Source organism: Paenibacillus sp. FSL H8-0168, from assembly GCF_038592955.1.
GTDB lineage: Bacteria > Bacillota > Bacilli > Paenibacillales > Paenibacillaceae > Paenibacillus > Paenibacillus polymyxa_B.
Window position 1 is genome coordinate 5,580,482 of the sequence record NZ_CP151948.1, and the last position, 23,042, is coordinate 5,603,523.

The 23,042-nt window shown below is 44.9% G+C and carries 21 protein-coding genes; 7 read left to right on the forward strand and 14 right to left on the reverse strand.

The window, feature by feature from the left end:
• The first annotated feature begins 394 nt into the window (after positions 1–394).
• The gene (locus MHI21_RS24700; RefSeq protein WP_342419073.1) at positions 395–1,936 is read left to right on the forward strand and encodes a family 43 glycosylhydrolase; all 1,542 of its coding nucleotides are present in this window, start codon (positions 395–397) and stop codon (positions 1,934–1,936) included.
• Positions 1,937–2,108: 172 nt separating this feature from the next.
• Here MHI21_RS24700 and MHI21_RS24705 read toward each other — a convergent pair whose 3' ends face one another.
• Together MHI21_RS24705 and MHI21_RS24710 are read right to left on the reverse strand one after the other, a co-directional pair.
• Entirely contained in the window at positions 2,109–4,058 is a 1,950-nt protein-coding gene (locus MHI21_RS24705; protein WP_342419074.1) for an FAD-dependent oxidoreductase, read from the reverse strand.
• 36 nt (positions 4,059–4,094) lie between these two features.
• Positions 4,095–5,366, reverse strand: a complete 1,272-nt coding sequence (locus MHI21_RS24710) for an OFA family MFS transporter (protein WP_023990960.1) — start codon at positions 5,364–5,366, stop codon at positions 4,095–4,097.
• 212 nt (positions 5,367–5,578) lie between these two features.
• Between MHI21_RS24710 and MHI21_RS24715 the strand changes: the two genes are divergently transcribed.
• Positions 5,579–6,115 (forward strand): PadR family transcriptional regulator, encoded by a 537-nt coding sequence (locus tag MHI21_RS24715; RefSeq protein ID WP_341162755.1) that lies wholly within the window; start codon positions 5,579–5,581, stop codon positions 6,113–6,115.
• A gap of 96 nt (positions 6,116–6,211) precedes the next feature.
• On the opposite strand, the gene MHI21_RS24720 is transcribed toward MHI21_RS24715, so the two are convergent.
• The 5 genes from MHI21_RS24720 to MHI21_RS24740 all read right to left on the reverse strand — a co-directional run bounded on the left by MHI21_RS24720 (position 6,212) and on the right by MHI21_RS24740 (position 10,663).
• On the reverse strand, positions 6,212–6,922 hold the full coding sequence (locus MHI21_RS24720; RefSeq protein WP_023990962.1) for a GntR family transcriptional regulator: 711 nt from the start codon (positions 6,920–6,922) through the stop codon (positions 6,212–6,214).
• A 203-nt stretch (positions 6,923–7,125) separates the two neighbouring features.
• Positions 7,126–8,535: a glycoside hydrolase family 1 protein gene (locus MHI21_RS24725; protein WP_341163753.1), complete on the reverse strand. Its 1,410-nt coding sequence runs from the start codon at positions 8,533–8,535 to the stop codon at positions 7,126–7,128.
• 72 nt (positions 8,536–8,607) lie between these two features.
• Positions 8,608–9,936 carry a PTS cellobiose transporter subunit IIC gene (gene celB, locus MHI21_RS24730; RefSeq protein ID WP_023990964.1) on the reverse strand — a complete coding sequence of 443 codons (1,329 nt, stop codon included), beginning with the start codon at positions 9,934–9,936 and terminating at the stop codon, positions 8,608–8,610.
• A gap of 84 nt (positions 9,937–10,020) precedes the next feature.
• The gene (locus tag MHI21_RS24735) at positions 10,021–10,353 is read right to left on the reverse strand and encodes a PTS lactose/cellobiose transporter subunit IIA (protein WP_013312602.1); all 333 of its coding nucleotides are present in this window, start codon (positions 10,351–10,353) and stop codon (positions 10,021–10,023) included.
• Positions 10,346–10,663: a PTS sugar transporter subunit IIB gene (locus MHI21_RS24740; protein WP_013312603.1), complete on the reverse strand. Its 318-nt coding sequence runs from the start codon at positions 10,661–10,663 to the stop codon at positions 10,346–10,348. The genes MHI21_RS24735 and MHI21_RS24740 overlap by 8 nt, the downstream gene beginning before the upstream one ends.
• A 444-nt stretch (positions 10,664–11,107) precedes the next feature.
• Between MHI21_RS24740 and MHI21_RS24745 the strand changes: the two genes are divergently transcribed.
• Together MHI21_RS24745 and MHI21_RS24750 are read left to right on the forward strand one after the other, a co-directional pair.
• The gene (locus MHI21_RS24745; protein ID WP_342419075.1) at positions 11,108–11,551 is read left to right on the forward strand and encodes a hypothetical protein; all 444 of its coding nucleotides are present in this window, start codon (positions 11,108–11,110) and stop codon (positions 11,549–11,551) included.
• 194 nt (positions 11,552–11,745) lie between these two features.
• Entirely contained in the window at positions 11,746–12,861 is a 1,116-nt protein-coding gene (locus MHI21_RS24750; RefSeq protein WP_341162753.1) for a WG repeat-containing protein, read from the forward strand.
• 73 nt (positions 12,862–12,934) lie between these two features.
• Here the strand turns inward: MHI21_RS24750 and MHI21_RS24755 are convergent, their stop codons facing one another.
• The 4 genes from MHI21_RS24755 to MHI21_RS24770 form a co-directional block, all read right to left on the reverse strand.
• A complete protein-coding gene (locus tag MHI21_RS24755; protein WP_328801247.1) occupies positions 12,935–13,372 on the reverse strand; it encodes a hypothetical protein in 438 nt (145 codons plus the stop codon).
• Positions 13,373–13,535: 163 nt separating this feature from the next.
• Positions 13,536–13,685, reverse strand: coding sequence for a hypothetical protein (locus MHI21_RS24760; protein WP_180984554.1), 150 nt, complete (start codon positions 13,683–13,685; stop codon positions 13,536–13,538).
• Between the two features lie 9 nt (positions 13,686–13,694).
• The gene (locus MHI21_RS24765; protein ID WP_160788297.1) at positions 13,695–14,261 is read right to left on the reverse strand and encodes a hypothetical protein; all 567 of its coding nucleotides are present in this window, start codon (positions 14,259–14,261) and stop codon (positions 13,695–13,697) included.
• A gap of 13 nt (positions 14,262–14,274) precedes the next feature.
• Positions 14,275–15,861 carry a DUF4173 domain-containing protein gene (locus tag MHI21_RS24770; protein WP_342419076.1) on the reverse strand — a complete coding sequence of 529 codons (1,587 nt, stop codon included), beginning with the start codon at positions 15,859–15,861 and terminating at the stop codon, positions 14,275–14,277.
• Between the two features lie 147 nt (positions 15,862–16,008).
• On the opposite strand from MHI21_RS24770, the gene MHI21_RS24775 reads away from it, so the two are divergent.
• Positions 16,009–17,745 carry an ABC transporter substrate-binding protein gene (locus MHI21_RS24775; protein WP_342419077.1) on the forward strand — a complete coding sequence of 579 codons (1,737 nt, stop codon included), beginning with the start codon at positions 16,009–16,011 and terminating at the stop codon, positions 17,743–17,745.
• A 211-nt stretch (positions 17,746–17,956) separates the two neighbouring features.
• Here the strand turns inward: MHI21_RS24775 and MHI21_RS24780 are convergent, their stop codons facing one another.
• Entirely contained in the window at positions 17,957–19,357 is a 1,401-nt protein-coding gene (locus MHI21_RS24780) for a transcriptional regulator (protein WP_328801250.1), read from the reverse strand.
• A gap of 213 nt (positions 19,358–19,570) precedes the next feature.
• Here MHI21_RS24780 and MHI21_RS24785 point away from each other — a divergent pair, with 213 nt between their 5' ends.
• On the forward strand, positions 19,571–19,816 hold the full coding sequence (locus tag MHI21_RS24785) for a hypothetical protein (RefSeq protein WP_013312611.1): 246 nt from the start codon (positions 19,571–19,573) through the stop codon (positions 19,814–19,816).
• Between the two features lie 41 nt (positions 19,817–19,857).
• Here MHI21_RS24785 and MHI21_RS24790 read toward each other — a convergent pair whose 3' ends face one another.
• Positions 19,858–20,817, reverse strand: coding sequence for a WYL domain-containing protein (locus MHI21_RS24790; RefSeq protein ID WP_342419078.1), 960 nt, complete (start codon positions 20,815–20,817; stop codon positions 19,858–19,860).
• A 112-nt stretch (positions 20,818–20,929) separates the two neighbouring features.
• Between MHI21_RS24790 and MHI21_RS24795 the strand changes: the two genes are divergently transcribed.
• Entirely contained in the window at positions 20,930–21,877 is a 948-nt protein-coding gene (locus MHI21_RS24795; protein ID WP_342419079.1) for a Gfo/Idh/MocA family oxidoreductase, read from the forward strand.
• A gap of 47 nt (positions 21,878–21,924) precedes the next feature.
• Here the strand turns inward: MHI21_RS24795 and MHI21_RS24800 are convergent, their stop codons facing one another.
• A complete protein-coding gene (locus MHI21_RS24800; RefSeq protein ID WP_341162747.1) occupies positions 21,925–22,941 on the reverse strand; it encodes an asparaginase in 1,017 nt (338 codons plus the stop codon).
• Positions 22,942–23,042 lie beyond the last annotated feature (101 nt).

A 23,042-nucleotide genomic window follows, 5' to 3' on the forward strand; every position in this document is an offset into this window, starting at 1 on the left:
CTCTTCTCTCCAAAATAAGATAACAAAGGGTATTTCAACATATGTCCCATTTGTTAATCCTCAATTTAAAACCCAGTATACCCACATAAAGTAACCGTTTATGTGATTCCAGTCACTTTAAATTTGAAATAATGTGAACGTGTCAATGACAAAACGCACAATCACAAACACTTCCCACATAACTGACGAGCTTTCCCCAAAGTTTCAAATATCTATATACCTATTTTGTATGTAATGATCAGATTTGTCCTTTCTCCTAACAACAGTTTCACCATGCTAAAGACTTCAATTTATTCCACTTGTAGACGCTTCCAATTAGGATAAAATCGAAGATGAGGTGCCGGACAAGCCGTTTCGGCCCATCCTATCCGTGTTAAAGGAGGCAGACGATATCGTGAAGTGGATCAACAGCAGCAAATGGTTAGCCGCATGGATTTGTATCCTATTCGCAGTGGCCAGTGCGAGTTTTCAACCCTGTGCAGCACATGCCAATACAACAGGCGTTACGCAAGCAACCTACGGGACCGAGGTGAACCAAGCGCTGAATGGCTTGGACGTCGCCAATGCCGAACTATCCCTGAGCGCAACAGCAAGCACAGCCATTACGAACGGAACGGATTGGAAAGACACCGCAGGTAACCCGATTCAGGCGAACAGCGGTAATATTCTAAAAGTAGGTTCTACTTATTATTGGTACGGCGAGCACGCCGAAAACTGGAAATTTGAAAAAGTGAACGTATATACCTCAACCGATTTGAAAAATTGGTCCTTCCGCAGCAGTATTCTCACCAAAGATTCCGCCCCTGAGCTGAATTCCAGCAAAATCGAGCGTCCCAAAGTTATCTACAACAAAACCACCGGAAAATATGTACTATGGGCGCACTATGAAAATGGCACGGACTACTCACTAGGTCGTGTAGCCGTCGCTACCAGCGATACACCCGACGGAAATTTTGCCTACCAAGGCAGCTTCCGCCCACTGAATTACGAGTCTCGTGATATGACGGTGTTCACGGATACTGACGGTAGCGGCTACCTTATTACAGCTTCCCGTAAAAATGGCGGCGCCAATGATACGATGGCGATCTTCAGGCTGACAGCCGATTATACAGGTGTGCAGGCGTTCGTTGGCTGGATTTTTGAAAATGGCTATCGCGAAGCTCCTGCTGTTGTGAAAAAGAACAATACCTACTACCTGTTCACCTCGCAGGCATCTGGCTGGTATCCGAATCAGGGCGCTTACGCAACCGCCAGCTCCATGACTGGAAGCTGGTCTGCTCTGTCACCCTTCGGTGATCCGGCGGCTTACGGCTCGCAAATCCATTCCATCGCCACGATTACGGGTAGCGCAGGAACCAGCTACATCTATATGGGCGACCGCTGGAATCCGCTCAACCTGAGCGACCACAAATTCATCTGGTTGCCACTAACTCTGAATGACTCCAACAAAACAGCAACCCTGAACTGGTACAGTAGCTGGGATCTGGATGCTGCGACAGGCACAGTAATCCTACCATCCCTTGTGAATCACGCACAGGGCAAAACAGCGACTGCTAGCTCAGCCGCATCCAGTTCTCCAGCTTCACTGGCGAACGATGGCAACGCCCAAACCTCGTGGAAGGCTGCTTCCGCATCCTGGCCCGCTTGGTGGCAGGTCGATTTAGGCAGTACCAAGACCATCAGCGAAGTGGAAATTTCATGGTTTATGTACAAAGGATCTGAAGCGTATTACAAATATAAAATTGAATACAGCATGGATGGAGTTAACTACTCCACGATTGATCGCACAGGTAATACCACGTATGGTTTTACCAGTGACAAAGTCAATTTTCAAGCTCGCTACGTGCGAATTAACCTTGTAAATGCAGTGCTATTCAATAATCCAAACAACTGGTATACCCCGACGGTGCATGAAGTAAGATTGCTTGGCAATTAACTTTCACACTTGGAATATTGCCTTAATCCTTAAAAAAATATCGCACAGCTCTTGCGCAATGTTGTACCCATTTGCAGGAGCTGTGCGATTTGTGTTGAACCGCTATGTTCGAGTGCCTCTCTTAGACTCCTGAAGTATCACATGCCGGGCAGTGATAGTGAGTCGCAGATAATCAGATATCAAGCGCTGCATGATATCCTTGATATATTGCAGTCGTGATGGTAGATGCCTTAACGCAATCTCCGATTTGTGCGACATAAGGTGCACAATCAATTAACTCATCTACTACGTTTCTTCTTGGCCGTTGTCCAAGCGCACAAATGACTGAAGTACCTGGAACAAGATGTTCTTCACCATTTTGATCAGCGCAAACAACACCTTCTTGTGTAACATTCAGCCCTTTAAATCCTAAATGAACTTGAATGTTATTCTTTTCGATTTCTTTTAACATAATGGGACGATGTCTAATATTAGCATCCGGAGCCAGCTCTGCTCTCATCTCTACCAGATGAACAGTCTTACCTTCCTGAGCAAGGTGAATGGCTGCTTCACAGCCTGCCAGACCTCCTCCCAATACGACTACGCTATCGCTGACCCTGTCCTGCTCCAGGTAGTAGTTATTAACAATGACTACGTTATCACCATTCAATCCAGGAATTGGAGGAACAATTGCTGCGGAACCAGCTGCTATAATTAACGCATCAACATTTTCTTTCTCTGCATACTCTTTAGTAACAGGTGTATTCAAACGGATCTCAACGCCAGCGTCTTTAGCCAGCTTTCCGAGAGTAACACCTAATTCATACATCTCATATTTAAAAGGAATCGCCTGCTCTCCCCTCAAAATACCGCCTACCTCGTCAGCCTTCTCACATAGAATAACTTTATGTCCGCGTTTGGCTGCAGTAAGAGCTGCATAAAGCCCGCCTGGGCCTCCACCGGCTACTAAAACCTTGCGTGGATTAGGGGAAGGGTAAATTTCTGTTCCATCCATCTCGCGACCAATTAATGGGTTAACCGTACAGCGTCTTGTGGATGTTTCTGCACGTTCTGCCATACAGGTGAAGCATCTCAGACATTTAATAATGTCCTCGTCGCGGTTGCTCATCACCTTTCTTGGAAGCTCTGGATCAGCAAGCAGTGCGCGAGCCATTTCAACAACATCCGCCTGACCGCTAGCAATGATTTCTTCCATTTGAGCCGGGTCATTTAATCCGCCGACCGTTGCAACCGGAACACTTACATGCTTCTTAATCTCTGCTGCAAGATAAACGTTACTTCCATGAGGCAAGAACATCGAAGGATGTGTGATACCAAAGCCTGTCTGATAGGTTCCAGCAGATACATGGAGTAAATCGACTCTTGATTCGATTAATTTAGCAATTTCTATACCTTCTGTCAGGTCATAGCCGCCTTCAAATAACTCCGAACCACTCATTCTAAACTCGATTGGGAAGCCAGAACCCACCGCTTCACGGACACTGTCCAGAACCTCCTGTGCAAAACGCACCCTGTTTTCCAAAGTTCCGCCATACTTGTCTGTTCTGCGGTTGAAATAAGGAGAAAAAAACTGATTAATCAACCATCCATGTCCGCCATGAACCATAATCATTTCATAACCTGCTCTCTTGGCCAGTCCAGCACATCTACCATAAGCTGCTACGATATCATCAATTAGTTCTTGCGAAAGTTCCTTTACTTCTCTGCCATCCGGGCGTACTCCGGGGCTGGGTCCCCACTGAGCAAGTCCTTGTTTCTTATTTTTGTCAGTCAGATAAGTTCCTGCATACTGTCCAGAATGAGACAATTCCACACTGGCAATTGCCCCGTGACGGCGAATAGCGTCTGCAGTATAGGTAAAACTAGCAAGAGAATCTACTGTCCCCAGATCCAGATGGTACATATGGGAAGCTTCCGTCTCAGGATGAACCACGACTTCGCTGACCGTAACTGACGCAGCACCGCCTTTTGCTCTTAATTCATAAAAAGCTGTAGATTTCGGTCCAATAGTGCAGTCAGCTGTAATATCTGTACCTCCCATAGGAGAGCCAAACATTCTATTTCTGAAAGTCACATTTCCAATTGTAATTGGTTTACATAGATTGGGATATTTTCTTTGCATGATCTCATGCTCCTTATCTGTATTTATTGCTATGGGTTAATTGATAGCTTTCTGATTCATATCCACAGCCATCTTCTGATTTTTTCGGGTAGTGAACTTATATACAAATGTTAGAACAAGTCCGGTTATGCCAAGTACGGCCGCAATGACAAAGGCTCTCTGATAGCTACTGTCTGTGCTGTAAACATGACTCATAATCGATGGGCCAAAGTATCCTGCTGTTGCAAATCCAATAAACATAATTCCATAATTCACACTATTATTTCTCACACCAAACTGATCGGCAGTAAATCCAGGAAATACCCCCATCAGTGCACCAAAACATAAACCAATAACTGAAATACCAATATAGAATGTCAACACACTACCTTCGCCTGAAAAATAAAGCAATGTGAGTCCTATGACCGAAAAGACAGAAGAAAAAGCCAGGGTATTGATTCGACCGATTTTGTCCGAAATATAGCCTGCAACGATTCGTCCGCCCGTGTTAAACAATGCCAATACGGAAACAACTGTCGTAGCGGCTGCCGCAGACATACCAATCATTTTCTGAGCTATAGGAGAAGCTTGTGATGTACACATGAGTCCGGCAAAAGCACCACACATTAATAACAAGATCATGATATAAAACAGAGGGCTTGAGAGCATGCCTTTCCAGTCTTTGTCGTTCTGAATAGAACGGCCAACATTTACAGTCTTGGGTGTCCATCCTGCAGGAACAAAGTCAGATGGACATTTCTCAATGAAGAAAGAAGCAGCACATACAATAATAAGAAATGCTATACCGATGATAATGAATGCTGATGTCACACCAGACCTACTGATTAAACTATTGGCAATAGGAGGTATAATAACTGAGCTTATTCCATAAGCAGCCGTTGTTATACCGCCAACTAATCCTCTTTTGTCAGGGAAAAACTTAATAGAGTTGCTAATTGTGCATCCGTAAACCATTCCCGTTCCTAGGCCGAGTACGATACCGTAAGCCAATACCAGGTAACCTACAGATGTTGCAAATCCTGATAAAATCATACCGCCTCCAAATAGCAAGCCCCCTACAAAGATCACTTTCTTGGGCCCGAATCGATCATTAATCCAGCCACCTGAAATCATCGTGATAGGACCTACCGAATTTGTAATCGTAAATGCAATAGCCAAATTCCCCGGTGTTAAACTAAGTCCTGTGACGCTGCTCAAATATTCTGCCATTGGGGCAGAAAATACACTCCACGCGTAAATTGATCCAATACACAGATTAATAAAACAGCTTGCAATCAGAATAATCCATCTCTTTTTTGTAAGTTCCACTGAGATCTTCTTCTCCCTCGTCGTTGTATTGTGAAATCATTCACATATTTCGAAATAATATTAACACGCGCTTTGCAATATATCAACAGAAACATGTATGTAGTTATATGTTTTATTAAATATGTTTTCAATAATATATCAATCTTATTGTGGACTCGCTAAATATGTTATACTTAACCAATAAACGACGAAAATGTTAGGAAGAATGCCTTATGAGAACTTTAAAATATGCCATTCTGGGCTTGTTAAATAAAGAACCTATGACTGGTTATGATATAGGTAAAGAATTCAGTAAAGATTTAGGCGAATTTTGGACTGCAAAGCATAGTCAGATCTATCCAGAATTAAAAAAACTGCTTAATGAGGGACTTATCGTCTACGAGATCCAAATTAGCGGAGAAATTTTAGAAAAAAAATTGTATTCGATTACGGAGAAAGGCAAAGAAGATTTTTTACAATGGCTAAGAAAAGCAGAGCCTATTGAACCCACTCCCAAAGATGTGTTTAGGCTGAGAATGTATTTTTCTAATCATCTGGATATAACAACCCGATTAAATTTGTTGGAACATCAGCTGCTTCAACATCAAGATAGGCTGGAACATTTACGCAAAAATAAAGAACGTTATGAAACTATTCCTCCTCTTGATAGTGATAATTTTGGCGATTATCTTGTATTAGATGGTGCTATTTTACGCGAAACTATAACCATACAATGGATAGAAAGTTTTATTGCTTATTGTAAAAAATAAAGCATCTCATTTTCCCTTAAACTTATTGTAAACACAAAAAAGCACAAGGATTCGAGAATATGTAGCTCGAACCCTTATGCTTATTTTTTTTACTAATCAACGCATTCGATTCACTGTGGTAAACACAAATTTATCGTACCGATGCCGCGAGAACGAGTATTCAAATGGTATACCTGTATCCAGATAACCCACCTGCTCAATTTCCAAGATTGGATCATCCGCTGCGCAGTCCAAATGCTCCCGATCCAGTTCCGTCGACTTGGATGCCCGGATGGTACGGTGTGAACCGACAATATTAAGTCCCAACTCCTCCTTAATGTGTTTGTACACCGAGCCATACAGCACCTCCTCTGTAATACCGCTGATCAGCTTCGTAGGCATGTATGTGCGCTCGATAACATAGGGCTCACCCTCCACGACACGCAGACGAATCACATGATATACAGGAGAATTGGCATCAATAAATAGATGGGTCGCTACCTCTTCGGATGGAAATTGAACGTCAAAGGCGACGATTTTATTTTTGATTTCTTTCCCGCGCAATACGTTGGTTAACCCCAGCATTTCATTTACGACGACGTTAACAGGGCCATTGTGAACCGATTTGACGATAAATGTTCCATGTCCTCTTTTACGATTTAGCAACCCGTCCATCACCAATGTGTCCAATGCCCGCTTAATCGTCATCCGACTTACACGAAACTCTTTTGCCAGTGAGATCTCATCGGGAATCGGATCATCACTGCTATAGGTCTTATTCATAATCCGCTCTTTGACCTCTTGTGCAATCCGCTCGTATTTGTTCATCTGTCTACCACCTGTACTAAAAATTATTTTATGTCAGCATTTTACCAAAACATCGGTAGCGCTGGTTCTTTTTTGTTCTGCAGGCGGGACGTTAAGGTATTACGGTATAAGTAAGTATACCGAACATTATACTTTCTCACCAGCGGCGTACAGCACAGTTCTATGACGATGATGAAGAAAAAAAGGCGGTCCAGAGGACCACCTTAGAATCCGTTATTCTCGATCACCTGTTTGAACCAGTGCCCACTCTGTTTAACGGATCTCTTGCCACCGTTCTGAAGATCGACAGACACAAAACCATAGCGATTCTTATAAGCATTCGTCCAGGACCAGTTGTCCATAAACGTCCATAAGTGATAGCCCTTCACATTGGAGCCCTCTGAGATGGCCCGTTGGACCCATTTAAGATGCTCACGGATAAAATCAATGCGATAGTCATCGCGAATCATACCCTGTTCATCTCTGAACTTTTCTTCACCTTGAACACCCATTCCGTTTTCTGAAATGAAGCATTCAATGTTGCCATAATTTTCTCTGACATTGGTCAGAATGTCGTAAATGCCTTTCTCATAAATCTCCCAGCCCCGCATCTCATTCATCTTGCGGCCAGGCATGACGTAATAATCGAAGAAACGTTCCGGCACAAAAGGAGCATCCGGGTTCGGCAGACTTTCACGAGCCTTGACTCTGCGCGGCTGATAATAGTTAATCCCCAGCAGGTCCACAGTGCCCTGGCGTATAATCTCCCGATCTCCGTCTTCCATGCTTGGTACATATCCCTCTTGGCGTAACAGCTCCACGAGCAAAGGATTGAATTCTCCCGTCACAGATGGGTCTAAAAAGGAACGGTTAAAGAACGCATCGCATATTTCAGCAGCCTGCACGTCTGCCGGATGCTGACTACGCGGATAAGTCGGCGTCAGGTTCAAAATAATTCCGATTTTGCCCTTATAACCGCCCTCTCTGTAAGCCTTAATGACACTCGCGCTCGATAACAGAGTATGATATCCCACCTGTACAGCTTTACCGAAATCCACTTCATTCGGATAGTGGAAATCGTATAGATAGCCGCCTTCCACCGGGACAATCGGCTCGTTATGCGTAAACCATTTGGCTACACGATCCCCGAATAGCTCAAAGCAAGTGTTAGCGTAATCCACGTAAGCTTCGACCGTCTCCCGGTTCACCCAGCCTCCATTTTCCTGTAAAGCCATCGGCAAATCAAAATGATACAGATTCACAAACGGCTCAATACCCGCCTGCTGCAACTCCTCAATGACGGAAGTATAGAATTGAACCGCCTGCTGGTTTATTGCACCTTTCCCTGCCGGAAACAGGCGTGACCAGGAAATAGAGAACCGGAAAGAGTTGTGGCCAAGCTCTTTCATGAGTGCAATATCCTCTTTGTAACGGGTATAGAAACGGGACGTATCGGCAGGGCCAACCCCATCATAGAAACGGTTCGGCTCCTGCTCAAACCAATAATCCCAAATGTTCGGTCCTTTGCCGTCTCCCTCCACGGTTCCTTCTGTTTGGGTAGCCGAAGCGGAGGAACCCCACCAGAAGTCGGATGGAAAACGGTATTGAATGGTTTGCTGCTCTATATCTTTCATTTCGGTATGATTCACAGCTCTACTCCTCTCTCTTTTGCATGAATAAGCTGCTAATCTAGCAGCTTATTCACATTACATTCCAACAGTTTGATCCTTACCTGCAATGGCTGCTTGGCTAAGCTCCTCTTCCTGCTCTTTACGAACGTTCATCCGATCAATAATTTTCAGAAACGGGAACCAGATGACAAAGACGACAGCCATATTAAACAACTGCAGCACGCCACCCATCAGGGAGCCCGTAGCCATCATTCCACTAAAGAACAACGGCATCGTCCAAGGAACCTGTATTCCGTTTGGCGGCGGCACAATCCCGGTGGTCATGGCAAAGTAAGTAATCAGCGTAACGATCATTGGAGAAATAACCCATGGAACAAAAATAAGCGGATTCATCACAATCGGCAGACCGAATATGACGGGTTCGTTGACATTAAACAGACCCGGTCCAAGGGCCAGCTTACTGACCTGCTTCAATTGCTTACTCTTCAGGAAGATCAGAATCGAAAGCACGACAGCCAGTGTCATACCTGTACCACCGATACCTACGGTGTAAATATCCACAAACTGCTTAGTGATGATATGCGGTAGTTCTGCTCCTTTGGAGTACGCTTCATAGTTTTCAAGTGCCAGCGTATTCCAGATTGGGTCCATAACCGAGTTAATAATAATTTGACCATGAAGCCCAAAGAACCATAAAAGCTGAACAAAGAAAATAGCAATCAATGTAGGTATAATGCCACTGCCCAAATGCACCAGAGGTGCCTGTACAGCATGATAAATCAGGTCATGCAGGTTATTATGAAGGGTCAGTGTAACTACAACATTAATGATCAAAAATATGCCCAATGTAATACATGCCGGAAGCAAAGCAGCAAACGATTTGGCAACTGCCGGCGGAACGCCTGGAGGCATTTTAATGACAAAATTTCGCTGCGTCACCTTTCGGTATATCTCAGCCGCGATAAAAGCGACGATCATACCAAGGAACATGCCTTTGGCACCGATCCGATCAACCGGAATGACACCAGCAATCGTGGCACCGCTTTCTTGTGTCAGCACAAACGGGGTGAGCATCAAGAAACTGGCCAACGCAATCATCCCGCCGAATATGGGCTCGACCTTATAACTTCGAGATAAATAATACCCAATCCCGACGATTACAAATAAGGTCATGATATTCAGTGTGGCATTAGGCGCAATGTTCAGCAGACTGCTAAAAGTCGCATAATTGCCGTCGCCCATCCACCCTTTTAGAAACGGCAGATTGATAATAACGACGATAATGGAGCCAAAAACAGTTAATGGAAATGACAGCATAAATGCATCACGCAGTACAGTAAGATAGCGGTTGTTGTTCAGTTTACCGGCAATAGGTATCAGTATCCGGCTTAATTTTTCAAACAAAGCCTATTCCTCCCCGCGAAGTGACTTGCATCAATAGGGTTGCAAGCTTTTCATGTCCCAAATTTCACAAACTTACATGTTCCGTTATAAATTTCTGGATTTGAACAGCTCCAGCAATTCTAGAACCAGATCCTTCATGGTAACCGTGGACATCAGATGATCCTCGGCATGCATTAGAAGGAGCGAGAAAGGAGTTTGGGTACCTCCCGCTTCCTTCTTAACCATTTGAAAATGGATATCATGCGCAGCACGTAAATCCTGCTTGGCTTGTTTGAGCAGTTCGTCCGCACCTTCTACATTCTCATTTCGGTATTCGGTCAGCGCCTGAATTACTTTACTGCGAGCGCTTCCACTATGAAGAATAAGTTGGAAACTAATTTGCTCTTCCGTCAGTTCAGCTATATTGACTTTATCCATTTTTGCGTTCCACCAGCTTCACGGCCTGTTCGTAGGCTTTCTTACCGTCAACCATCCCGTATGCCATCATGTCAATCACTTCTACATGAATACCATATTGGGCTGCTTCCTTTTCCAGCTGTCCTTTAAGAAAACTCATTTGCGGGCCAATCAATACTGCGTCAGCCTTAGCCATGTCTTCTGCCGCCTGATCTTGACCTACTGCCCAAATTTCAGCCTCGTCCCCAATGGACTTAGCATAATCCTGCATCTTAGTAACCAGCAAACTTGTAGACATACCTGAGCTGCAAGCCAGTAAAATTTTCTTCATGATTATTCCTTCCCTTCAAGGTCTGATTGGATGTTAAGTACTAGAAAACGTTTACAGCGTAATTATAAATCCAGTCTTTTGATTTGTCTATACATTTAATATATATGTATAGACTTTTTTAAAAATAACACTACTTCTTCACTTTTTTTTCTTAAAAATGAACATGATCTCTTAACTTTAATCCCTCAATAGTAATCGATTTTCACTATAAGAGGTTCTGCCAATGATATGTTATTCGATTCTGTAAAATGTTAACATGAGCTTACGGAGTAAACTTGATAGCCTCTCCGTAGCCAAAGAATAGCTGAGGTGAGAAGAGATGAGTAGAGATGAGAAGAATCAAAGTAAAACCAAGCAAGAGTTGGACCGGGTCGTGTTCATCGGCCGCACGACCACAAGATTGATGATCTGAAACGCAAAGGCCTATTGGATATTCAGCATGCAATGGAAACGCTAGAACGTGCAAAAGATAATTATGTTTGGAGCTGTTATGGAGATATGCAAGGGCTTAGCGAGCTGCGCCATCAAGCACTCCAGGATTGCACGCAGGATATGAGGAAGCACCCGGAACGCTACGTTGCTGCGGTACTGCCGGAGCTTCCCTTTGAAGATGAACAGTTTAATATCGTGCTGTCTGCCCATTTTCTGTTTATGTATAGTGATCGACTCGACTATGAGTTTCATAAGAATACGGTACACGAACTGCTGCGAGTGGCTTCAGAGGAAGTTCGCATTTTTCCTCTGACCGATTTAACGGGAACTCGTTACGATCTGCTAGATCGTTTGATTCTTGAGCTGGAGGCAGAAGGCTTACGGGTGACAGAGGCCAAGGTTCCGTATGAGTTTATGCGTAACGGCAACTCTCTGTTAAGCATCCAAAAGATATAGGGCAGGTTTAGGTGTAAAGGGAGCAAGCGATTAGCTTGCTCCCTTTCTGGTTATTGAGATGAAAATTAGAAAATTTTAGAATATCAAGAAACATTCCTACATTTTTATCGTCTATATTATGGAAGACCTTACGTATGAGGATAAGATTTCCCGAAGCCTGAAGTTAAAAAATCAACTCACAAAGGAGCTTATGCATGTTAAAAAAGTTAGGATTAGCTGCATTGATTCTGGTTACTAGCCTCTCTGTTATTGGAACAGGCTGGGCCGCATCCAGCACAACAACCATTGAAGTTTCTAAAACTGCTCTGGATTACAACGTTGCTCGTCCGCTGAGCGATGGTGCTTTTCATGATGGATTATTAGCCGCTGAAACATCTGCTGGAAACCTCGTGTATTACAATTCCAAAGGAGAGAAAGCTTTCTCACTTCCCGCCGAGCTTAAACCCATTGGTGATTTTCATGAGCAGCGAGCTGTCGTGAAAAATACAAAAACCAATCACTATGGATACATTAACACCAAAGGGGCACTGGTCATCCCTTGCCAATATACCGAAGCCAATTTCTTTTCTGAAGGAAAAGCCAAGGTTACCATAGCAGACACTAAAGAAAATGCAATTATAGATCGAACGGGAAAAATCCTTTCTCATTTTAAAGAAAATGTGGAGTCAGAATATGTATTTACAGACGGTCTGGCCCTCGCCTACGCCCCTAACACTGGCAAGATCGGTTTTGTGAATGCCTCTGGTCAACTAGCGATTCCTTATAAATACAAATACAGTCGTGGTTTCTCGGATAGCTTGGCTATTGTTCAGAATAGCAAGGGGCTATACGGGTATATCAATACAGCAGGGAAAGAAGTCATTCCTCCTCAATATAAATCCGGTGGAGACTTCTCGGAAGGATTGGCCCCTGTGCAAAATACCAAGGGAAAATGGGGATTCATCAATAAACAGGGAAAAGTCGCGATTCCCTTTAAATTTACGGATGCCCAGGATTTTAGTGAAGGCCTGGCGAGTGTGAAAAATGCAAAAAACGAAGTCGGATTTATTGATAAAAACGGAACGCTGGTCATTAAATATCAACAAAAATACGATGTTGCCTCTCCGTTCAAAGAAGGCTTTGCTTTAGTCGGTAAACAAACACAATCATCCGTCTCAGACGGCAAATTCGGTTACATCAATCGTCAAGGACAACTGCTGACTAAACTTGAGTACAGAGCCGAATCCTCCTCCTTCTCTAATGGCTATGCTGTTGCTTTTATCAAGCCAGGCAAAGCTTTCATTGTATCTAAACATTCCGTTTCAAAATAAAAAAGACGACCCCGGAAACAGATCGAGTGGATCTGCTTCCGGGGTCATTAAATTTCCAATATATCGAATATAATTAGTCGTGTGTGTAGAATTTCACTCCAGGTAGATCTGCTGCCACCCACGAGTAGTTGATGGTATTACTGTTATAATTTTTGGTCCCCGCCTGAGCAACCTGTACCTCTTTCAAAATCGTAATCGATGAACCCTTCGGTCTGACAACGACTACATGACCATGACCATCTTCTTTCTTGATCCCGATCGTAGGATACCCGAGATTGGCTCTTTTTTGTGCATCCTGAAAGGTTACAGAGTACCAGCCCGGCGCCCTTTTATTCAGTAAGGCATCAGCCATTTGATTGGCTAAGCCACTTGGTAAGTCAGCCGACATCGCGGACATCACATCTTGAGCAAAAATATTACACTTCGTTCCACCTACTGGCGAATACTTTTTGTTCGTTTCTACCTTAAAACTGTCAATTACAGATGCATAAGTACTTGCACTTCTAGCCATTGAAATTCCCCCTGAATATAAGTTGTAGAGGAAATGAACGGAGTCGCTTGAACATCTGAATGGCTCCACATTCAATTGATGTTGGCCTCCATTCCCTCTCAACTATTAGGGTGATTTCCGGCTTACTTTAACAACGTAATACTACAAAAAATTAACTTCATTCTCATAACTGAAGGCTTTCTTCACTGATTACGGTTGGAACGATAAGCTCAGGAGTAGTCGTAGGCTTCGTTTGTGTTAAATAGTCTGCTGCCCCCACCATCAGAGCGATGCCTATAAATAGCACGATCCAATTACGATTCTTTTTCATCATTTGTACCTCTCATTCTTCACTGCGCCCGTTCAGCCACTTGAACCAATGGAGCAGATGACTGAATCGATATTCATGCTGCAAAGCATACGTCCATACTTCAGGCTCTTCACCAGGCTCCTTCCAGACGAGCATGGAAAAGTGACCTTCTTCCTCGCTCGCAACCGACAGCAGCGAAAGACGATCATCCCCGAATCGGTATGGAGCCGATTCCACCCAGTAATTCCGCATATCGCTGATCCAGCTGCGGAACTGCTCTGTACCTGCGATCCGCAGGACTTCATCAGGTAGGAGCAGATGCTCGTCGATATCCTTCCAATCTCCCGCATATCGGTACCGCGCTGCCAGCATTGGACTGAGTGGTCGGATTTTACCGGGAGCCAACGTAGGCATATAGGCGACGGGAACGACCGGACCGATACTCTGGATAGCATAAGACCGAGCTTCCTCCTCACTCATTCCGTAAGACATAGCCTCCACGAGAAAATCGTTCCGTCTTACACCAAACTGATGCTGATACTGTGACATTTCATCCTGTAGCTCCAGTACCATACCCTGTGCCGTTTCTGTTCCGATCATTCCCAAACACCTCTCATTCCAAAATATAGTCGTGCAATTCCCGTTGCGCTCGATACTTTGCCCAATTGAATTCAGGCCAAGCCGATTCTTCTCTCGTCATGCTCGTCAAACGGGCTTGTAAAAACTCATCTAGTGATCCATGTTCCTTACGGCTAAAGTCAATCAGCAGCGGAATCGCGTCCGCCGATAGCTCACTCAAATATTCCTTATCTATCACCGATGTCGTGCGATACCGTTCGAGATTATTTTCAGCTATCCGTATATCAATGCCCACATAGTTCACGACGACATAGGCGACCAGAGCGAGTACAATATAATATTTCGCCAACGGCAGTTGACGGAAATGAATGCGCATTGCTGCAATAAGCAGTAGCAAGCCCAGAAAAATCATAAACGCGTGTACCAAATAGCGGGTGTACGTATAGCCGTATGCTTCTTCGTACATAACCAGCCGGGTATATCCCGAATACAGCATCACACCCGAACAACCCACGAGTATGTACAGCAGGCCGCTGTTCATTTTTTGCACTATACCTGATCCAAATTCAGTCCACTTCAATACACTGATCATCAGCACAAAGTTAATACCTGTTACCATAACCAGCTCCCCGAATCCTCTCCTCGCATATTCGGCATACGAGGTTCCTTCGGGCAGAGCACCTTCCCATGCCCCAAACAAATATCCAAACTGCAACACGACGAACACAACATACACCAGATTCATGACAATCAGCACCGTAGCGGTAATGACAGGATCAAATTTGATCGCGACCGGATCGTGGTAAGGCACCGTTGGTCGGTCAATCATCACTGAAGAGTGACCATCATACTCGGTGGTTTGGCCATTCGTGCGCTCATTTAACCCGTGCCATGATTGGGTCTCTCTCTGCGTATTACGCGGAGCAGGCTGTACAAATCCCCACAAATAACAGAAGAAACAGAAGGTGAAAAAGCAGGTCCAGATCAGCCGCAGCATGCCATTCCCAAAGGACAGCGTTCCGATCCATTCGGGTACTCCAGCTAACAACTTTTCGAACATCCCATCCGCCGAAGCCAGCAAAGATATGATAATGAACAGTAGCGGCAAGGCAATAAGTAAACCAATCATCACTTTGCCCAATACACGCTTACGCTCATCCTTTACATTCCGAAGGGCTACTGTCTTGACCATCCGAAAGGGGGTCACGATATGACGAAAGTTTTGATAAAACCAATGGCTTAACGCCTGACCAATAATACCGGGTTCTGACCAGCCATGCCTTTCCTCCCCAAACAGCAGCACCATATGTACGCTAATCAGAGCAGGTATCGCCAGCACATTTAACACGTACAGGACCGGATTATTAAACAGCGCGTATGTCAATGCCAGCATGAAAATGATCACAAACAGCAAACGCCCTATCCATGACCCGGGCTGGAAACGATCTCGGTTAAAGGCATACATATAGGCGTAAAACCCAATAACAAAAATTGGAATGGACACGCCCAGCCCATGTCCGTAAAACAGATATTGATGAACCAGCGCCAACACAATTGCGCCAGCAAAGGCGGACAGAAACGACGTTTTCGGCAAAGACGTTCCATTCATCTTGTCATGCATGGTAAATACCTCCACAAATATGCTTTATAACCCTTATTGTAGATGATAAAATAAGAAGATAAAGAGAAATTAATTCAAACAAAATTTCCTATTTTATAAAAGTGACTACGCTTTTAATCAAATATAGAGGAAACGGAGCAACCTTGAATGAAACTCCATGCCCAATTTTTAAGGCTTCACTCACACGCAGCTGACGACAAGGACGAAAACCATACCATAGAGACGACGCTGGATGAGCTGGCGGCTATTTTTGACTGTACTCACCGCAACGCCTTGATGATCATTCAGAAAATGGAGCAGCACGACTGGATACAATGGACTCCTCGCCGAGGCAGAGGTCGCCGCTCCAGTCTGCGCTTCCTCATTCAGCCGGAAGACATTGCCGTGCAATCCATGATGCAAGCCATAGACCGCCATGATATCAAACGCGCGCTGGATGAAATTCGAGTTCATTCACGCTCCTCCACTATGCAGGAGCATTTGCAAGGCTGGCTGCTGAATTATTTTGGGCATCACGCGGAGGTGCGCAGTGATCAGCAGCAGATCGACACGCTGCGTCTGCCTATTCGCCAGCAGCTCTATACGCTGGACCCGTTGTATTTGAACTGGCTCGCCGAGTCCTTCGTATCCAGCCACGTCTTTGATGGTCTGGCCCGCCGGGCGAACGAAAGCGGCGAGATTTTGCCGGGATTGGCGCACGCTTGGGAGGTGGACACCACTCGTACACAGTGGACCTTTTTCCTGCGTAAAGAAGTGTTGTTTCATAACGGAAAAATACTGACCGCTGAAGACGTCGTCTATACCTTTGAGCGACTGAGTCGGGCGCCGGGAAGGAGACTTTATCATTTTATCGTCCGGCAAATTCAGCACGTCCAGGCGCTAAGTCCAACGATAGTACGCTTCGTACTAAAGGAGCCGAACGAGCTATTTCTATCCTTCCTGTGTACCAGCCGGGCTGCGATTGTGCCGCGTGAGCTTAATCAGGTGGGTGAAGCCGCCTTTGGCATCCGCCCTGTCGGTACAGGGGCATTCAAAGTCACGGAAATGAACGAAAGCCTGTGTACACTGGAGGCTTTCGCACCTTATTTTCAAGGCCGAGCTCATCTGGACCGAGTGGAAATTGTCCAACTCCCATGGGCGACTAAGCTGGAATCGTCGGATACGGAAGACACCGCTTCTTCTTTTCATATTATCCATAATCCCGTATCGGCGGGAGATACGGATACCGCATGGAGCCAGATTCACTCGGCGGCTTCGGTACGCAAATTTATCACATGTAATACACACAAGGATGGGCCGCTGCGTAACCCGGAAATACGTGCCCGCATTGTAGCATGTCTGGATCATCGCTCCCTTCCTCCAGCAGTGGATTCATCTAACGATTCTTATGAACCACTGGCGGCGCTGCAAATTGCTACCATTCCCGAGTATAAAGCAGACGCAGACCGGGTTGCGGCTCAGCTCGAATCCTGTGGGTATACCTGTAACATCGTGGCCGCATCTATGAACGAATTCAAAAGCTCATCTATCCGTATGGAGTCAGACTTAATCATCTTTTCTCTCTTTCGTGACCGTGATGAGCAATTACGCCTGTTTGACTTGTATCTCAATGTATCTGGGCATGTGGAGCCTCATAGCCGTGTGGATATCGAAAGACTGCTGCGTGAAATTGCACGGGAGGCCGATCATACTGTTAGGGCGCAGCAATTCGAACATATCGAAACTCGGCTCATGGATGAGCACCAGCTGCATATTTTATATGAAAAGCCCGTTCAGACGGCCTATCTCCCTTCTGTGCGTGGCGTATCTTTTAACAGTCAGGGCTGGGTGGATCTGCGTCATGTCTGGTTTCCACCTGCTCAACTTCCAGCTCCCCACTCTTGACGGCAAAAATGCTCCTTCAAATGCACTTCCACATCAAAAAAAGGCATCCTCTTTTCACAAGAGGATACCTTTTGGGTTACGACAATCCAGATCTTTTCAAGTAGATGTATCAAGGGATGAAAATGCCCATCCCCCCAACCCATGACTGTGGACATCGCTAGGATCTTCCATAGGAGGGGTAACGGGTGAAAAATTCAATAGGATAAAAACATTAAATGCGAGCAGAGAAAAAACGATCTTTTTTATCATGGATGTACTCTACCTCTCCAAGTAAGTTTTTATATTCCTCTTTGTCCTGAGAAGTGGCAGTATGTCGATACTTTTCAAATAATCCTACACATTTGATTGTGACAGGATTACCATTCAGCACGACGGAATAAGAAAGGCTCTCAAGCAAGAATTTCATACCTTTGGTATAACGATGTTTGTTGAGATCATAACAAGCCATCTCTGCCAAAAATCGTGCATAGAGATCTGCTGACATTTGCTCCGTATAAGTGCCAACCTTGACATGCTGATCTGCAAATGCCTCAATTTGTTTTTCAAAACGTTGCAGTACATGGTCTACATTAAAATCATAACGGTTGGCCGCTACCATAATTTTATGTAACCCCACGAGAATTTCGCCTTCGTTTTTTTCCAAATAATCTACATACTGTGGAATCACATCCAGACTGCCGGACATCAACTGATATAAATACCCGTTGGCCTCAGCCCAGTTGCTACAAAGGGCCTTTAAACGCCGAGCTTCTTCCGTATCCTCTTGCACCCAGCTCAAATCAGAGTATAGGGATACAAATTCCAGTGCCTTCTGATAATCCCCGCGCTCATCCCACACCCCGGCACGCAGCACGTAAGAATATACAATATACATAAACAAAGGACCCTTAGGTTCCTTGCCACGCTCCGGTCTTCTGGTATTTCCGTATTTTTGCTCGTATTGTACCTTGGCTTTTTGAGCCATTTTTTCAGCAAACCACTCTACTTTATCCCAACGCCGCAAGGAGGCATAGGTATTAGCCAAGTCTCTTAAGGCATCCAGTTGGTCTGCTTCACCCAATCGCTCCACAAAGCTTTCAAAGTGTGTGGCTGCCCATAAGTTTTCGTCCTGGTCATCGCCAACGGCAATCGTAAATAAACGGTATTGGCAGAGCGCCAGACGCTCTGAATGTTGGTACTTCTCACTTTCCGAAACATTTTTATAAATAATTGCCGCAGCCTCGAACTTACCTTCACTGAATAATTCTTCTGCTGTCTCAAACAAAGCTGGGGCGTATATGAGATAGTCCATCATAAACTCCACGACTTGCTTAATACAATCCAGTTTGTTCAGCTCTGCACAGCGATGCAAAAAGGGACGAACCCGTCGCCAATTCGGTGCCGTATTCCGTATAAATTCATCAATGTATAACTCATAGAGGCTCCCTTCTTCAAGCCCCATGCCTGCACCAATTCGATCCAACAGCAGCATTGCAATCGGACGATTACCGTTAATAATGGCACTGATCGTTCCTGCATTAATACCTGTGTTCTCCCCAAACTTACTAATCGTAATTCCTTCTCGTCTGATGTACTGCTCCAGCTCTGCGCGAATTGTGGTTGTTTCCTTCAAATCAGGCACCCCCAGGGATTACTTGCATGATTACAATACAAAAAAAGAAAATTCCCGTGAATATTCCCTTAATTATACAAAAGAAAGCCCACTTAGCCAACCGCTCAAGTAAATTTATATCAAAAAATTCAATAATTCTCCGAATTGCCGTATACTACGGGGAGGTGAGCCGAACAGCTACACCCAATCGGTACGCAGGAAAGGATGCGACAAATGGACAACACCCCTACAACAGAACAAGAGATTGCACAATGGATGGTCGCGCAGATCCGTGAAGTGGGCACCCTGAAACAAGAAGATGCAATTGCATATGTACGCTCTGAGTATGGAGAGCAGTATGTGTTTATAAGCGAGCATGGTCATGTATCTCTGGAAAAAGAAATCAAAAAAGCATTCCGCAAGCTTCATGGTGGCAGAATTGCATGGGATCGTGACGGATTTCTCTGGGCCTGGACTTAACAAGCAAAGCATCTGCCCTAGGCAGGTGTTTTTTTAATCATTTATCCATATATCCTCTGGAGTCGGTTAATTTCTTCCTTCACAAACTGTCGGAGTGTTACAGGCTCCACAACTTCAACCCTACCGATCCAATCCATAGCATCGCGACAAGCCGCTTCATAACTATACATGTTGACCGTTAGAATGAAATGATTGCCTTCCTGTACAGACTGGATGATTTCCATTCTTTTCGCTATAATTCCCGCTTGCTTCTTATTCGTTCGGATCAAAACGGGATAGTATTCTTTCTCTGTACAAAGCTGCTTAAACGCGGTTTCTTGCCTCATCCAATGATGTTCCAGCGAAAAATCCACCGGAACCTCAAAGACTTCCGCAGACGGCAGAACCTCCTTGATTCGCTCACATTTAAAGGTCCGAATCTCCTGCCCAACTTCACAGAAGGCAATGAGATACCAATCTCCTTTTTTCACCACAAGTCCATAGGGATGCACATGACGGGAAGAACAGATTCCGTCAGCTTTCTCATATTGAATGGTTATTTTATGTGATCCCCACACTGCAGTTCTCACGGCCTCAAGACAAGGAATTGCTATACGTTCCGTCCACCACGGCGTATCATCAAAATAAAACCGCGCTTTGGCTTTCTTAATATCGGACTGATACGGGTCTGGCATCGTCTGTTCCAGTTTGAGCAGAGCATTCTTTAACTTCAAACCCGATTCCGTGGGCCCGCCTGTATAAATGCCCATCCCTGTTAAATACAACTGAATAACATCCCCGCCATTCAACTGTTTCAGGTTCGCCGTATAACCCTCCATTAAATAAATTCCGCCCTTCGGGCCGGATGCGGTAACAATCGGAACGCCGGCTTCAGCCAGGAGATCGATGTCCCTGTAAATAGAGCGTACAGAGGTTTCCAGTGCCAACGCCAATTCTTTGGCCTTCATTCTCCCTCTAGATTCGATACATAATAAAATCGCGATTAAACGATGCAGTCTCACAATCATACCTCCACAATAGATGGTTAACCCGAATTGAAAAGATGATGCAAAGATTGTTGACACCCTGTTGGCAGTAATAGGTGTGTATCATAGAACTAAAGGGGTGTAATGGATGATGAATATTGGAATATTGGGGACGGGATTCGGCGCGTATCATGCCTCACTGTTAAACAACCATCCCAAAGTAAACAGAATCATGGTATTTGGAAGGAACGAAACCAAGCTGCAAAAGCTGAAAGAGGAGCTAAACGTAGAAGTCACACAAAATATAGAGGATATTCTGCTGGACCCAGACGTGGATATCGTCGATCTATGCCTGCCCTCCCAGCTGCATAGATCATATGCTGTGGATGCGCTGAAGCACGGTAAGCATGTATTTTGTGAAACACCGGTTTGCTTTGATCTCGAAGACGCTCTTCTTATGCAACAAGCTGAGAAGCAATATGGCAAAAAGATTCTGGTCAACCAGTTCATTAAGTTTGATCCCGCCTATACCTATCTGTATGAGGCATACCGCCAACAGAAATACGGGAAGCTCATCTCCTTATCTTTGAAAAGAGAAACGCCTCCTCTGTGGGGGGATCTTGGACTAAACTCCATTCCTACTCAGTTCATGATTCATGAACTGGATTTATTGACCTGGCTATTAGGCCCCTGTGATCCATATACAGTCTGGGGTATAGAAGTTACCCATCCTGAACAAGCACAGGTTCGGGCTCACTTTCAGCATCGGGATACATTCACAGAAGTCATCGCCTCATCCCACATGCCGGGAAGCTACCCTTTCACAGTGGCCTATGAGGCTTATTTTGAAAAGGCCAAGCTGGTATTTCATGAAAGCGACGAAAACGATCTTATACCTACCGCATTATATGAGTATACCGCATCAGGACAGCAAAAAATCAACCTCGAATCTGCCAATCCATATGAAAAAAGTTTGGATCATGCACTTGAATGCTTTGGCGGACATTCGGAAAGCCTGATTCCACTGGAATCGGCTGTACAAGCGCTGAAAGTGGCTGTTGAGATTAAAAGCAGACTGGGGCAAGCCCAGCGTTAACCCCGTATTTTTTCTTATGCCTGTTCTTATCTACGGAAATCAGCTTCCTATAAGGAAGCTGTATCCGCAGGCAAGGAAACTTCGTCCGCGTAGTTCGTTGCCATAATCTTGGCTACCCCTGCCGGGTCGGTCGTCTGCCCCAACGCCCACATCATTTTCGTCACCAGCGCTTCCGTTGTCATGTCATACCCCGGAATAACGCCCTTCTCCAGTACCTTTTGCCCCACTTCGTAAATCGTCAAATCCCCGCCCTCATAAGGACATTGAGTAGTCACGACAATACTCATACCGTCCTTCATCAGCTCCTCGATTTTGCTGATCAGGCTTCTTTCTTTAAAAGGAACGCCACCCATACCAAAGCCCTCAATGACGATACCTTTATAGCCCAAGCCCTGAATGGCATCGAAAATCGCCGGATTCGTACCCGGAATCAGCCTGAGCAGAAATACCTCCGAAGCATACCCGTCGTTGTATGGGTGACGAGCGGTACCGCGATTTGCAAATACGCCCTCCGTATAGACCACCTTACCGTTCTCCACGAGTCCGATATACGGATAGTTAATACTCTCAAAAGCATTATAGCTGCGTGTTCTGATCTTCGAGCTGCGGCTGCCGTTAATAATTTTGCCGTTAAACACGACAAAAACCCCGGCCACCTTGCCACATGCGGTCAGGAATGAGTCAATTACATTTTTTTTGGAATCGCTGTGCTCCGCCAAAATGGAAACCTGCGAACCTGTCACGACGACGGGTTTGTCTACGGTTCCCAGCATGAAGCTCAAGGCTGAAGCCGTATAAGCCATCGTATCCGTGCCGTGTGCAATGACAATACCGTCGTATTGATCGAGCGAACGATGTACCATCCGGGCGATAGAAGCCCAATCCTCAGGTTGTGTATTTGTGCTATCAATGCTCATCAGATTATGGGCATCAATCTCGCAAATCTCCTTCAGCTCCGGAATTTCCGCCAAAATATTTTCAGCCGATTGGGTCGGTGTCAGGCCGTTTTCCTGATAGGAGGAAGAAATGGTCCCTCCGGTATTAATGAACAAAACCTTTTTCATATGCCAATGTTCCTTCCCGATTACATCTTCACTGTATTGTTCTTAGAATTTATCATGAATAAGTGTGATAAGCTACTTTGCAATGGAAAAGAATTTGGGAT

What these genes read in the sequence shown, in the direction of transcription:
- MHI21_RS24705 (WP_342419074.1), bottom strand. Translation starts at nt 4,058, where the DNA reads ATGCAAAGAAAATATCCCAATCTATGTAAACCAATTACAATTGGAAAT.
- MHI21_RS24715 (WP_341162755.1), top strand. Translation starts at nt 5,579, where the DNA reads ATGAGAACTTTAAAATATGCCATTCTGGGCTTGTTAAATAAAGAACCT.
- MHI21_RS24720 (WP_023990962.1), bottom strand. Translation starts at nt 6,922, where the DNA reads ATGAACAAATACGAGCGGATTGCACAAGAGGTCAAAGAGCGGATTATG.
- MHI21_RS24725 (WP_341163753.1), bottom strand. Translation starts at nt 8,535, where the DNA reads ATGAAAGATATAGAGCAGCAAACCATTCAATACCGTTTTCCATCCGAC.
- MHI21_RS24735 (WP_013312602.1), bottom strand. Translation starts at nt 10,353, where the DNA reads ATGGATAAAGTCAATATAGCTGAACTGACGGAAGAGCAAATTAGTTTC.
- MHI21_RS24740 (WP_013312603.1), bottom strand. Translation starts at nt 10,663, where the DNA reads ATGAAGAAAATTTTACTGGCTTGCAGCTCAGGTATGTCTACAAGTTTG.
- MHI21_RS24745 (WP_342419075.1), top strand. Translation starts at nt 11,108, where the DNA reads ATGGAAACGCTAGAACGTGCAAAAGATAATTATGTTTGGAGCTGTTAT.
- MHI21_RS24750 (WP_341162753.1), top strand. Translation starts at nt 11,746, where the DNA reads ATGTTAAAAAAGTTAGGATTAGCTGCATTGATTCTGGTTACTAGCCTC.
- MHI21_RS24755 (WP_328801247.1), bottom strand. Translation starts at nt 13,372, where the DNA reads ATGGCTAGAAGTGCAAGTACTTATGCATCTGTAATTGACAGTTTTAAG.
- MHI21_RS24760 (WP_180984554.1), bottom strand. Translation starts at nt 13,685, where the DNA reads ATGATGAAAAAGAATCGTAATTGGATCGTGCTATTTATAGGCATCGCT.
- MHI21_RS24765 (WP_160788297.1), bottom strand. Translation starts at nt 14,261, where the DNA reads ATGATCGGAACAGAAACGGCACAGGGTATGGTACTGGAGCTACAGGAT.
- MHI21_RS24770 (WP_342419076.1), bottom strand. Translation starts at nt 15,861, where the DNA reads ATGCATGACAAGATGAATGGAACGTCTTTGCCGAAAACGTCGTTTCTG.
- MHI21_RS24775 (WP_342419077.1), top strand. Translation starts at nt 16,009, where the DNA reads ATGAAACTCCATGCCCAATTTTTAAGGCTTCACTCACACGCAGCTGAC.
- MHI21_RS24785 (WP_013312611.1), top strand. Translation starts at nt 19,571, where the DNA reads ATGGACAACACCCCTACAACAGAACAAGAGATTGCACAATGGATGGTC.
- MHI21_RS24795 (WP_342419079.1), top strand. Translation starts at nt 20,930, where the DNA reads ATGATGAATATTGGAATATTGGGGACGGGATTCGGCGCGTATCATGCC.
- MHI21_RS24800 (WP_341162747.1), bottom strand. Translation starts at nt 22,941, where the DNA reads ATGAAAAAGGTTTTGTTCATTAATACCGGAGGGACCATTTCTTCCTCC.